Raw genomic sequence first — 13,542 nt, forward strand, 5'->3', positions numbered from 1 at the left:
CTGACTAGTCTTGTGTCAAGCACCTAAAACCCCTTTCTCCCTCAAGCTTGCGATCGAAGGACACTGTTTCTTGGCAATCTGCATGAATCGCGATCGCCCCAATTATTAAATAATTGGAAAAATTGGCTCTACCCTGTTTTGCTCTTTGCAATGCCTGATAAACCGCAGAACGGTTCTCGAACTCGAAAGTAGGGCTTTGCATCATCTCTAAGGTATTAAGAATTTCCTCTCTACCAAATTTATAGGGGTTGCCTCGCAAAACCCACACTAATTCGCACAGTACAATGTTGGCGATGAAGCACAGTTGCCCGCTTTCTATTACCTCACAAGCTTGTTGCCACTGGCTTTCGTCATCCCGTGTTAGCGAAGCAAGACATTCGTATCAAGTCCAATCACTCGTACCCAGGTGCGATCGCTTGCTCCATTTCCTCGATCGTTGCTGCTTTCATTCCCTCACGGTGCAGAATTCCCGACAACGCTTTGGCAGGAACATTTAAGGGGATAACTTTTACCTGTCCGTCAGCATCAATGACCTCAATTTACCAAATTCCCATATTGATAGATGCCCTACAACTAGACCTACAATTACGATTGTTGTGGTTTGCAGTTGAGCATCTAGAGGTAAGTAACCTTGAAACTCGTGTCCGATCCCGCGATCGCTGACAAAATTAGCAGAATGAAGGAACGAGTCCGGTGGCAAGATCCTGTCATTCAACGACGAGGAATTGACCAAACTCGGCTAGTGCTGGAAGACAATCGAGCGGACGATCCAGAGTTTTCGTTTTTAGTTATCGGCGATACTGGCACTGGTTCGCACCGATATAATAATCCCCAACGCGAGGTAGCTGGACTATTGCAGCCGCATCTTGCCGACAGTAGTTTTATGCTACATACGGGCGATGTCATTTATCTAGTTGGATCGAGCGAGTTTTATCTGGATAATTTCATCAAGCCTTATCGAGAGTTTTTAGTCGGTGGCGAAAATCCCAAAGCGATCGCCTACGATCGCATGGTTTTTAAGTCGCCAATCCTACCAGTTCTAGGAAATCACGATTATTACAATTTGCCATTATTATTTGGCGCAATCTCTTTGACGACATTACCCGTGCGCCGTCTGCTTAAATTTAGAAGAGACTTTGATGTAGGTTGGCACGGATCGAAACAAGGTGATGCTTATGCACGAGCATTTTTAGATTATCTCAAAGCGTTGAGACTACCTGGCGAATTAGATAATCACTTAAATAGACACTACACGGCGAAAACAGATACGGGTTATTGCTTGCGCTACGAACCCGGGCATTTTACTCGCTTGCCCAATCGTTACTATACTTTTCGCTATGGCGGAATTGATTTCTTTGCTTTAGATTCCAACACGTTTAACGACCCGATCCCACTATCAACCACCCCAGAGGGAGAAGCACGTCGTCAGCAGTTAATACAGCGCCGCGATCGCCTAGAACAAGAAAAGCTACAAATTCTTGACGCATCAGACAAACTGAATCCCGACGATCCCGACGATGCAGAACAACTAGACGATTTGCAAGTCAAACTGTCGCAGATTGAAGAAATTATTGTCGATATCGAAAAGCAATTAGCTATTAACAAAGCAGTTGTCACCGACACCGAACAACTCGATTGGTTGCAACAGCGATTAATTGAATCGTGGCATACAGATGAGGTACGGGGTAGGGTGCTGTACTTCCATCATCCACCCTATGTGACTGAGGCGACAAAATGGCATCAAGCGCAAACTTTAGCAGTTCGCGATCGCTTGCGTAACGTCCTCAATGGAGTCGCTGAGGCTGTGGGTTCTCTTCCCCAAGGTCGTCCGATTGTCGATCTAGTTTTAAACGGTCACGCCCACTGTTTAGAATACCTAAAAACAATGGACACGGGACACGCTGACTCCAATATCAATTGGATTGTTTGTGGTGGAAGCGGTTACAGCTTGCGCCGCCAGCGCCAAGAGGGGACAGATCTAATGGAAGGAGAGGCGGAAGAAAGGTTAGTAGCGCGATCGCATCTGTTTGTCGGTCGCAACGGTTATGCTACCGAAAAACGTCGCCCCTACACTTGTTTGCGAATTGACGTACAAGATGGTTGTCCCCCTAAATTTGTCATCCGTCCTTTTGTTACCGAACGATATCAAAAGCAGTGGCACAGATACGCGATCGATCCTTTTACGATTTGAATAGTATTGGTAATGGCGAGAAGTGAGGAGTGAGGCGATCGCGCTTGCCGAGGTTTATGCCAAAAATTCAACTCTACGACTCACGACTCATTTAAACAGGATCGACCGCTACAAAAGTCGTAAAAATCTTGTCACCCACATCGTTAATTTGATGCTGAATGCGATCGAGAAATTCATGCAGTCCAATATTGACAATTTCCTCAATTGTGATGTATTCCAATTCCGATCGCGATCGACCGAGTGCGCGTTCGGCGGGATTTTGCCAAGTACCGATGGGAGTTCCAGTAATTTGATGTAGCGATTGCTCTGCTTGGAGTAAGCAAAATTGAATCGAACGAGGAAATTCGCGGTTGAGAATCAAAAATTCCGCTACAGCTGTAGGCGCAATGCGATGTCGTCCCCATTTACGATACATCTCGTAAGCACTCGCAGATTTTAGCAATGCTATCCATTGCAACTGGTCTAGAGTCGTCCCCACATCTTTAGCTGAAGGTAGCAAAATATAGTATTTTACATCTAAAATTCGAGCAGTTTTATCAGCCCGTTCTAACAAACGTCCAATTTGTCCGAAATGCCAACCTTCATTGTGCGTCATGGTTGCATTCATCACCCCAGCAAACAAGTGACTGGCTAGCTTGACTTCAGCAAAAAAATTCGACCATTCAGGAACGGTATGAGATTGAGCCGCTTCCTTGACTAGGAAGTAAAATGCATTTACCCGTTCCCACATTTCCGAGGAAATAATTTCACGGATCGATCGCGCGTTCTCTCTAGCAGCAAACAAGCAAGAAGCGATCGAATTAGAATATTCGCGATCGAACGTTAAGAACTGAATCACATTTTCTGCTGTCGCTTCACCGTAGCGTTCTTGAAATAATGATAAATCTCCTGTAGTTAAAATCAAAGGTTTCCACTGCTGCGCTTCTCCCGTAGGAGCATCCAACAATAGAGTTAAATTAACATCAATAAAACGGGCAACATTTTCTGCCCTTTCTACATAACGGTTTAACCAGTAAATTGAATCAGCAACTCTGCTTAGCATAATCGGTTATCAGTTATCAGTTATCAGCGATCGGTGGCTAGTAGCTGAATTCTTCATCTAGCCACTAGCCACCAGCCACTATCCACTCATTTACATACCACCCAAGTATCTTTACTCCCTCCACCTTGGGAGGAGTTGACGACTAGAGAACCTCTTCTGAGGGCAACGCGGGTTAGTCCACCTGGATTGACGTAAATTTCTTTGCCGTAGAGGATATACGGTCGCAAGTCTACGTGACAGCCTTCAAATTGGTCTTCTAGAATGGTTGGCACGCGAGACAAACACAAAGTTGGTTGGGCAATGTAGTTGCGCGGACTAGCCTTAATTTTTTCGGCAAATTCTTGGCGTTGTTCTGGGGTAGCAGAAGAACCAATGAGCATTCCGTAACCACCAGATTCATTCGCTGCTTTGACAACTAACTTATCGAGATTTGCCAAAACATGAGCTTGTTGATTTGGTTCCCAACAAAGGTACGTAGGAACGTTAGATAAAATCGGTTCTTCGCCCAAATAGTAACGAATCATCGCTGGAACGTATGCGTAGATGACTTTATCATCAGCTACACCAGTTCCTAGTGCGTTAGCCAGCCCCACTCTACCCGCACGATAGACTTCCATCAGTCCAGGTATGCCTAATAAAGAATCGGGGCGAAATGCTAAAGGATCGATAAAATCGTCGTCAATCCGGCGATAAACGGCATCAACGCGCTTTAAGCCTTTGGTAGTCCGCATTTGTAGGTAGCCATCCGCCACTACCAAATCTCGTCCTTCTACCAACTCCACACCCATCTGCTGTGCTAAGAAGGAATGCTCGAAGTAAGCTGAGTTATAAATTCCTGGTGTTAAAACAACTACCGTTGGATCGTAGAGTTGAGGAGGAGCCAGGTTGAGTAGGGTTTCTAGTAAATGACTGGGATATTCCTCAACGGGCTGAATTGTCATCGACTCAAAGACTTTGGGAAAAGTGCTTTTCATGACGCGACGATTTTCCAGCACGTAGGAAACGCCAGAAGGACAGCGCATGTTATCTTCTAGCACGTACCAACGACCATCGCGATCGCGCACTAGGTCTGTTCCGGTAATATGACACCAGATCCCACCAGGCGGTTTTAGTCCAATACAAGGCTTTAAAAATCCCGTAGCCGATTCGATTAACTCGCTCGGAATCACGCTATCTCTGATAATTTTCTGCTCGTTATAAATATCGTTGATAAACAAGTTCAGGGCAAAGATCCGTTGCTTCAGTCCCTTTTCTAGAGACTGCCATTCTTCGGCTGAGACAATGCGAGGAATGATGTCAAAGGGAAAAATCCTTTCTGTACCTTCACCCTCACTGTAGACATTAAAGGTGACTCCCATGTTCATCAAAGCAATTTGCGCTGCTTGATGTCGCCGTTGTAATTCTCCAGCTGGTAGAGAATTAATTCTTTCTAGCAGTGGAATTGCCTCCGCACGAGGTTTGTCTTTAGTGACGAATAGCTCGTCGTAAAAGTCTCCTGGTTCGTAATTGTCGAATCGCACAATAGAAAGGGTAGGGGTAAGGGGGAAAGTCGTAAGTCGTAAGTCGTAAGTCGTAAGTCAGAAGTTCTTCCGACTTGCTACTTTTTAGCGATCGCAGTTTGTCTGTCGTCAATATTGAATTACCTTACCAAATAGAATATCGATCGCATTTCAACTGTAGTTTTGACTACAAAATCAATTGTTAATTCGTAAATAAGGGGTAGGTAGTGGCGCTTTGGCTGGGGTGAAACCAGCCTGAGAATTCAACTACTCATGGGCGGAACTCGCGCCACAATACCTTTTTTCAGTGGTTCCGGTCGCTCCGACCATGGCAGCAGACCGTCGTTCTTAGCATGATACTTGCTAGCGCACTCGAGTATGGCAGCAGCGCTATCTTCAGCTGGTAGTGTCCCAAATACGTAAGTACACTTTCCTGCTGCCGCAAACGTCACAACGCAGGGAGAGTTACACGCACTCATGCACTCCACCGCTTGTAAAGAAAATTCTGGTGCGAGTTGCCACTCTTCATAAAGTTGGGTTAAGCGATCGAACAAGATTTGACCACCACTCACTCCCACTCGTTTACCGTCCTGCCAAGTACTGGCGCAGGTTGTACAGACAAATACAGTGTGTTTCTCGTTCATAAATGTTGCAAAACTTAATAAAGTTTGTTAAGTTTATTTAAGACAAAGTAACAAATAGACAAAAACAACCTCATGACACGCTCTGGATATATTACTTCACCTGGCGAAGGCGAAAAGCTCAACAATTTCGCAGTCGAACCCAAAATGTATGTAGATGAGACCCCTCGCATTGGTTTTACCGAGTACGCAGAACTACTCAACGGGCGTTTAGCAGCAATTGGTTTTGTGGCTTTGATTGCAATGGAAGTATTGACTGGTCACGGCATCTTTGGGTATTTAGCTGGTTTAGGACAGTAGATATTAGAGCCTGCATTGCGATCTGATGGAGAATCAAGAGTCGTAGAGGCGGGTGCGCGCAAACAAATTTACAACCTCAGCAGTAAACCAGGAGTCAAAACCCGCCCGTACAGGAGTCGGGAGTGAGAAAGAATCTTCATTCCTGGTTGTGAATTCCATTCATGATGTTCTCTTGTGCGCATTCAAACTCCATCTGCGTTCTACGAGTATTAAATTTTTTAAAATCTAGCGCTTTTGCAAGAACTCTGTTGTTGGTAGTTGATAGTAAATTGCCATCAACTATGAGCCATTAACTATAGCAATCCTATTTGATTCATGGTGGAGCAAGCTTCTAGCCTGTGGCAGGCTAGAAGCCTACTTTACAAATCATTTAAAACTGCTATGTCAACAGTTCTAATTAGGAAGAGTGATTGATGGGCGTTGATTCTGGTAGGTTAATAGCAGGATTGCGCGTGAAGAACCCTATGGGCATCAACTTAAAACCAGCATGGTGAACGGGCATAACAGGCCAGTCTTCAGGGCGAGGAACGTGGGTAGTACCGAACGTGTACCAAGCTACCAAGTCTTGACCTATAAGCGGTTCATTATCCGCAACAAGGGTAGGTAAGCCCTGTTGGGAGTTGCTTTGGTTGGGATATTCTCCTCCAGCGTGGAGTTCTTTAGGTTTATACTTAGTCACCCAGAAATGGTGAGTAGCGAAGCCCGCGCGATCGCGAATTGTTGCGTCTTGGCGGGGAAAAAAGACTGTATTTCCAGACGGCATGAGCATATAACTCGTGGGTGCGCCGAGTTGATTTTTGCGAGTCGTACTGGCGATCGCCCATTTTCGATTTTCTGCCATACTGAGATCTCGGACGGCGCTTTTTTCTGTTGTTAGCGGCGCGTCTTTGGCAACAAATGCATTGCCTTGAGGGTTATTTGCACCGATAGGTAGGGATTGAACCGTCATTTCCATCGGCATATTTGCTTCACCGTCTACATCCAGATCTAACCGAAAGTTAAAAAAGTGCTGGTGATTGACACCGACAATGTTTTTGGCGATTAACTTGCCGTAGGTATCTCGATTTGCAGTGGTGACAGAATCCGATCCTTGGGCTAGAACAATTCCATGCAAGTCAGCACGAACGTCTAAAGAACCATCCTGGTGAAAGATCCAGTTGATGGCATAGTCGTAATTACCGATCGCGGCTGTCGTTGTGACAATGAGCTGGCGATCGCGTCGGACATCCTTGCGTTCGGATCTATAATCGTAGTGCTTCCACAACACGCCATTATCTTTTTCATAGATCCCGATAACATCAGGCATGGCATAAGGTTTGCCTTGCGAGTCTGCTAGCACTGCATCTAGCAATACCCCATTTTCAGGAACTTCTTTGCCTAGTTCCTGAGTATTAGTTAGCGTACCGAAATTGTATTCTCCGACATCAAAGGCATTGCGAAACGACCACTGCGGATTGGGATCGCCATAGGGAACGACCATTTCAGATAGGCTGGCACGATACATGACTGGACGAAATTCGCGACCGTCTTCATGCTGCATTTGGTAAAGGATCAAGCCATCCCGTGGATGCATCATGTAGCGGAATTTCCACCCCTGCCAACTCACTTCATTACCATTGAGTTTGAAGGTGTGACCGTTTGGTTGCAGGATTTTTAGTAACTTGGCTGCCGTTCTTAGGGGGCTAAGCGATCGCGGATCGTAGTCCCAATTTTCCTTGGAGAGAGCTACGACACCCGTATCGCTAAAACTAGCCAGTTTTTTCGCATTGAGATCGACAGTTGCAACGACTCCCTCTATTGGCGTGCCGTAATAGTTCCAGCGATCGCCTTTGAAGTAAGATAACGTGCGACACAGACGCGCCCCACTTGACTTTTCTGCTTCAGTCACCAGCCCTACTGCCCAGCCTTCAACGACAACTTGTTTGAAGTCAGTAATGCCTCGCTTCCTCATGGCTGCTTGCCAGCGCGGATCGGCTTTAGTGACTGCCGCTGCTATTTCATATTCTGGTTCCATGATGGCTGGCTGCACGCCAGGAATCTCTTGCCAGGATGATAAAACCGCAGCTTTAGCTTTAGTTTTAGGTTTTAAAGTTACAACAGCTTCGTAGGTTTTGTTTTGAGAGCGATCGTAAACCACGGCAAAAACTTCTCGTTTGAAGGGTCGTCCTGGCTTGAAATTCAAGACTTCTGTTTTATCTGGTTCATTCAGAGCAACGATGGGAAAGTGAATTTCCTGTTGGGGCATTTTTTGTTTAATGAGTGCAACGGCTGCTGTAATCTCTTGTGCCGTTAATGAATCGAGTGGATGAGTAGGGGTGACTATTCGAGCTAGAGAGATTTGAATCGAACCGATGGCGATCGCGACTACGATAAACATGGCTATAGATAACCAAAATTGCTTTCGCCGCTTCGAGAATAACTGGGAAAGAATTTGCAACATAGGAAAACTTCTGCGCTGTCAGATTTGTAGCCTTGGCTATCGCACTAAGGCATCTGCTTGCTTCTGGGTGGTAATAATAGCGCGATCGGGAACTTTTACGCCGTTTTGCAGCGTTACGCCCACCACTATAGCCTCGCTGCCGATTGTCACGTCATTACCAACTTTAGAACGAAATAATACAGTATCATCTCCAATTGTGAGATTATCACCAACTTCGAGAGGTCCGTGAAAAACGATGTTATCGCTCGTATCTAAGTTTTTACCAATATGGATGCTCGTACCTTTGAGCGCATGAAACGTGACTCGATCCTCAATTTGGGCATTCTCTCCAATAATAATTGGCGTGCCTTCATCAGCACGAATTGAAGTTCGCTGTCCCACGGTGCTATTATTGCCAAGCCTGACATCTCCAACGATGCGAGCAAACTCATCGAGTTTCACATTCTGACCGATCGTGGGTTTGACTGGTTTCGGATTCCAAGATGTTTTTGGTGCTGTACTAACACCCGTTACGGCATCAAATCCTGCTTCTTCGTATAGGTGGCTGTAGTTTTCAGCAAACTCAGCATTGACTTCTAATACTTCTTCTTGAAACTTAGAATTAGCTTCCGTTTTGAGTGGGAGAGCATCAGCCTGCGCTTGAGTTGTAATAACTGCCCCAATTGGTACTAAACGGTTTTTGCCAATCCGCACGTTCGACAGAATCGCACCATGCAGTACAAAAGCACCGTCTTCTAGCACTACGTTGCGCAAGCGAGTATGAAAACCGATAAAGGTGAAGTTGCCAATTTGTGAATTCTCAATATTTGCCTGATGAGCAATACTCACTCGTTCGCCAGTACTACTTGATTTTGCTGCACAAGCACTTGGAGGAGCCGTATTTCTACGGAGGGCTAGAAATAAAATATTGTCTTGAAAATTAGTCCGATCGCCAATACAAATGCGAGTGTCGGGTTCCGCTCGGATGATAGTGTTACTAGCAATAAAAACTTTTCGCCCAATTAAAATATTACCAAAAAACTCATCCAACGGACTAATAAAGCTAGAATTAACTACGATTTTAAATGGTTCAAATAAACTGGTCGAACCCTGAGACTGAACGTTAACAACAATCGTATTTAGTGTAAAAATAATAACAATCAGACCGAGGAACACGAAAAGCTTCAACCTACTTTTAGCATTCTTTAACATAGATTATTTACCAAAAGTCATGGCAAGTTGTGTATTTAGAAGCTTAACTTGAAGTTCTAAGGTTGAATAGTTCGCCATAATAATAATATAAGATGCGATTTATCAAAATCACAACTTTTGTCTGTACTTACATCTCTAATCGTAAATTTTAAAGCGGGACAACAGCACATTGTTTTTCTAAATTGAACGCTTATTTGGCAGGTTTTTAATTTGTAAACTCGTTCAGTAGAAGTAGGTTGAAAAAAATGACCTGCATTTACCAACTCAACAACTAAAGCATTAGGCAATCCAGTGCGAAAATGTTCGATAAATTATTATTTTGGAGGCAATGCAAAACCTTTCATACCTTCAGCGATCGCGATCGGCTTTTGCCTCATAGCTGGGAAGCGCGAAGCATGAGCGTAGCGATCGCCTCTGCACCTTCCTCTCAGCTTTCATCGCACCACGCAATTCACTGCTCCCTGCTCGTGCGCTCCCTGATAACTGACTTGAGAGTGATGGCAAGGGAGGATGGTAATGTGAAAATAGCGCCAGACATTCTGATATTCCAAGCAAAGTGTCACAGTGCTAAGTGCAATCACGAATATAGATCGAAAATTCCAAATAGCGCGATCGCCCTTTTTGAGAAGTTTACAGTTGCAAACGCTCGGTCAGGAACAATAACCTATTCCATGAATATCCTTGAAGTCTCCACTACTCCCTTTACCGACCAGAAGCCAGGTACTTCTGGTTTGCGAAAAGCGGTCAAAGTGTTTCAGCAACCCCACTATTTAGAAAACTTCGTCCAATCCATCTTCGATAGTCTCGAAGGTTGTCAGGGACAAACTTTAGCTTTGGGTGGTGACGGTCGTTACTACAACAGAAAAGCGATCCAAATTATTTTGAAAATGGCTGCTGCGAATGGTTTTAGCCGAATTAAGGTCGGTCATCGCGGCATTCTCTCTACTCCTGCGACTTCCTGTATTATTCGCCAATACAAAACTTTGGGCGGAATTATTCTCTCTGCCAGCCACAACCCAGGTGGGGTAGATGGGGACTTTGGCGTAAAATATAATACTGGCAACGGTGGACCCGCACCGGAAAAGGTAACTGAGGCAATCTACGCCCGTAGTAAAACAATCGATCGCTACAAAATTCTGGATGCGCCAGATATCGATTTAGATACGTTAGGTGAGTCTCGGTTGGGCGAGATGACGGTTGAGGCGATCGACTCAGTTCAAGACTACCAAAAGTTGATGGAGTCGCTATTTGATTTCGATCGCATTCGTCAATTTCTCACCTCTGGTAAACGCATCTGCATTGATTCCATGCACGCAGTCACGGGTCCCTATGCCCGGGCAATTTTCGAGCAAAGCTTGGGCGCACCGCAAGGTACGGTAGTCAACGGTACGCCTTTAGAAGATTTTGGCGGCGGACACCCAGACCCAAATTTAGTCTATGCCCACGACCTCGTAGAAATTCTGTTTGGAGACAATGCGCCTGACTTTGGTGCTGCTTCCGATGGAGATGGCGATCGCAATATGATCTTGGGCAAACATTTCTTCGTCACCCCTAGCGATAGTTTAGCAGTGCTGACAGCCAACGCTAAATTAGTCCCTGGTTATGCTTCAGGACTTGCTGGAGTTGCAAGATCTATGCCCACAAGTCAAGCGGCGGATCGCGTAGCGGCTAAATTGGGAATTGATTGTTACGAAACTCCGACGGGATGGAAGTTTTTTGGCAATCTCCTCGATGCAGGCAAAGCCACCCTGTGCGGGGAAGAAAGTTTTGGTACGGGTTCCAACCACATTCGCGAAAAAGATGGGCTGTGGGCGGTGTTATTTTGGTTGAATATCCTTGCCGTGCGCCAACAATCGGTAGAACACATCGTGCGCGAACACTGGCAGACATACGGACGCAATTATTACTCGCGCCACGACTATGAAGGAGTAGATAGCGATCGCGCCAACACCTTAATGGAAAAGCTGCGTTCTGTCGCCCCCACACTCAAAGGTAAGCGTTACGGACAATATGAAGTCGAATATGGAGACGATTTCAGCTACACCGACCCGATTGATGGTAGTATCAGCAGCAAACAAGGCGTGCGGATTGGTTTTGTTGACGGCTCTCGGATCGTCTTCCGCCTTTCCGGTACAGGAACCCAAGGAGCAACATTGCGGGTTTACTTTGAAAGCTACGAAGGTGACTCTAGCAAACAAGATCTAGAGGTACAACAAGCGCTAGCCGAACCAATTGCGATCGCCCAGGAAGTTGCTCAAATTCGCGAATATACTGGCATGTCAAAACCGACGGTGATTACTTAATCAGTTATCAGTAGTCAGTTATCAGTTATCGTAAGCCGTAAGTGTTTTTTTACTTACGACTTACGACTTACGACTTATTACTTACCCCTGTGTTATGGCAAAAACTCTGGGAGAACAGCTTTTAGCAGTGACTGTACGACGCTCTGGCGATGCAGGAACTCATTCCAATTGCTGTAGTGTCTGTGGGCAACCATTGGGTAATGATACAACTCCTAGCGATCGCCAAGTTGTAACTGAATCAGATTCAAGTCAAATACTCGTTTTTGGGCTAACTGTACTCATCGGTTTACCCATGCTTTGTGGTGGACTGTATCTACTCGGAAGTACGCTAGCAGATCTGCAAACTAAAGGGAATCGCGCGAATCCGGCGATCGTCAATCGTTGCAACGCTCCCGCGCGCTAGCACTGATTATGCGATCGAATAGGTATCAAAATCTGTTTCTTGACTCCCGACTCCCCTGTACGGGCGCACATGTAGGGGCGCACCGCTGTGCGCCCCTACCGACTCCCGCTTTTTACAGCAAGCACTGACGAATAAGTCAACTTTTCTATAGTTTCACAACAAAACACAATGTTTAATTCCTAACTAATAGTTAAGTTGCAAATACTACCATTTTGCATGGTTGCCAATACTACTATCCTAATGACCTAGCGTTACAACAAAAGGGTAGGAGAGCAAAACCATGAAATTTAGCCAGAATACAACTATTAGCAGGTTGCGTTGGTGGCAACTGCCTGTTTTGCTCTCTTTTGTGTCTCAGTTACCTGTCAGCACCACTCAAGCCGCTCCGATTCAAGGGGAGTGTAAAGCTAATACTGATGCAGTTCCCAGAATTGCTCTCGTTTCGGCATTTTCTGGTGAGGCAGATCGATTTATTGATGAAATGCGTTTGAATGACGGTCAAAATAAATTCGATGGCTGTCTAAATATTAACGGACATCGCTTTAGTAAGGGAAAATTGCGCGGTAAGAATGTCGTTGTCGTGCTGACTAATATTAGTATTGTCAACGCTACAATGGTGACGCAATTGACGCTAGACAAATTTAACGTCTCGAAAGTAATTTTTAGCGGGATCGCAGGTGGAGTTGGTGGAGTTGGGGCAAACGATGACGACCCTAATACCCCGAACGAGACACCCATCGGTTCGGTAACGATCCCCAAACGTTGGGGTTTCCCTCAAGAAACGTATTTCAATAATACGGCGGAAATCGTACCGTGTGCGTTCTCACCTGGACTTCAGCTCAATCACGTCTTGCAAGACCCCTTAGAGGAAGCTAAAACTTGCAATTTTTTACTGGGACAAGCATCAGAACCAGGGCAAGCTAACCCAGCAGGAATCTTTCAACCAGATGCGAAGAATGCTTTTTTACGCAATACAAATGTCAGTTCCGATCGCGCACCGCAATTTTATTTCAACCAAAACAACGAACAAATCATCCGTCAAGTTCCATTCCCAGGTGCGTCTGTTAACCCAGAGACAGACCAGGACTTAAAATTTTGGTTTACAGTTGATGAGACAATGTTTAAAACAGCAAGTCAGCTAGAAGTTAAGTTATTGGACTGTCCCCAACTCGACCAAACGGGAAATTGCGCTACTACGCCGATCGATCCACCACCTCAATTGATCGTCGGTCAAAATGGGGTAGCTGGACCTACATTTGTCGATAACGCCCAATATCGGAGATTTCTGGCAACAACCCTTAATTTTGACGAACAGGGCAACCGCAACGCCGACACGGATGTATTAGTTGTCGATATGGAAACCACCGCATCGGCAATGGTAGCCTATTCTAATAACGTCCCTTTTATTGCTGTCAGAAGCGTTTCCGATTTAGCGGGTGGTGGCGAAGAGGCAGCAGCAACCCAAATCGGCACATTTTTTGCGATCGCGGCGGAAAATCAAGCACGGGTTGTACTGTCTCTTATACACATCT

Annotated in this window: 10 protein-coding genes and 1 pseudogene; 5 read left to right on the plus strand and 6 right to left on the minus strand. The window is 45.4% G+C overall.

Going from position 1 to position 13,542, the window contains the following annotated elements; translation table 11 throughout:
• Positions 1–4 precede the first annotated feature (4 nt).
• A pseudogene (locus C7Y66_RS11955) lies at positions 5–396 on the minus strand (PIN domain-containing protein).
• Between the two features lie 235 nt (positions 397–631).
• On the opposite strand from C7Y66_RS11955, the gene C7Y66_RS11960 reads away from it, so the two are divergent.
• Positions 632–2,191: a metallophosphoesterase gene (locus C7Y66_RS11960; protein WP_106545745.1), complete on the plus strand. Its 1,560-nt coding sequence runs from the start codon at positions 632–634 to the stop codon at positions 2,189–2,191.
• A gap of 91 nt (positions 2,192–2,282) precedes the next feature.
• Here the strand turns inward: C7Y66_RS11960 and C7Y66_RS11965 are convergent, their stop codons facing one another.
• From C7Y66_RS11965 to C7Y66_RS11975, 3 genes are all read right to left on the minus strand, one after another.
• Positions 2,283–3,233, minus strand: coding sequence for an alpha-E domain-containing protein (locus C7Y66_RS11965; RefSeq protein WP_015155556.1), 951 nt, complete (start codon positions 3,231–3,233; stop codon positions 2,283–2,285).
• Between the two features lie 86 nt (positions 3,234–3,319).
• Positions 3,320–4,753 (minus strand): circularly permuted type 2 ATP-grasp protein, encoded by a 1,434-nt coding sequence (locus tag C7Y66_RS11970; protein ID WP_015155557.1) that lies wholly within the window; start codon positions 4,751–4,753, stop codon positions 3,320–3,322.
• A gap of 242 nt (positions 4,754–4,995) precedes the next feature.
• A complete protein-coding gene (locus C7Y66_RS11975; RefSeq protein ID WP_015155558.1) occupies positions 4,996–5,376 on the minus strand; it encodes a DUF1636 domain-containing protein in 381 nt (126 codons plus the stop codon).
• 72 nt (positions 5,377–5,448) lie between these two features.
• Here C7Y66_RS11975 and C7Y66_RS11980 point away from each other — a divergent pair, with 72 nt between their 5' ends.
• Positions 5,449–5,673 carry a hypothetical protein gene (locus tag C7Y66_RS11980; protein ID WP_015155559.1) on the plus strand — a complete coding sequence of 75 codons (225 nt, stop codon included), beginning with the start codon at positions 5,449–5,451 and terminating at the stop codon, positions 5,671–5,673.
• A 397-nt stretch (positions 5,674–6,070) separates the two neighbouring features.
• On the opposite strand, the gene C7Y66_RS11985 is transcribed toward C7Y66_RS11980, so the two are convergent.
• Positions 6,071–8,113, minus strand: a complete 2,043-nt coding sequence (locus C7Y66_RS11985) for a primary-amine oxidase (RefSeq protein WP_106545746.1) — start codon at positions 8,111–8,113, stop codon at positions 6,071–6,073.
• 36 nt (positions 8,114–8,149) lie between these two features.
• Positions 8,150–9,304 carry a carbonate dehydratase gene (locus tag C7Y66_RS11990; protein ID WP_233222643.1) on the minus strand — a complete coding sequence of 385 codons (1,155 nt, stop codon included), beginning with the start codon at positions 9,302–9,304 and terminating at the stop codon, positions 8,150–8,152.
• A 671-nt stretch (positions 9,305–9,975) separates the two neighbouring features.
• Here C7Y66_RS11990 and C7Y66_RS11995 point away from each other — a divergent pair.
• From C7Y66_RS11995 to C7Y66_RS12005, 3 genes are all read left to right on the plus strand, one after another.
• Positions 9,976–11,607, plus strand: a complete 1,632-nt coding sequence (locus C7Y66_RS11995; protein ID WP_106545754.1) for an alpha-D-glucose phosphate-specific phosphoglucomutase — start codon at positions 9,976–9,978, stop codon at positions 11,605–11,607.
• Between the two features lie 94 nt (positions 11,608–11,701).
• A complete protein-coding gene (locus tag C7Y66_RS12000) occupies positions 11,702–12,010 on the plus strand; it encodes a hypothetical protein (RefSeq protein ID WP_106545747.1) in 309 nt (102 codons plus the stop codon).
• A 280-nt stretch (positions 12,011–12,290) separates the two neighbouring features.
• The coding region (locus C7Y66_RS12005) for a phosphorylase (RefSeq protein ID WP_106545748.1) at positions 12,291–13,542 on the plus strand (1,252 nt) is incomplete at its 3' end.

It is taken from the genome of Chroococcidiopsis sp. CCALA 051, from assembly GCF_003015105.1.
Classification (GTDB): Bacteria; Cyanobacteriota; Cyanobacteriia; order Cyanobacteriales; family Chroococcidiopsidaceae; genus Chroococcidiopsis; species Chroococcidiopsis thermalis.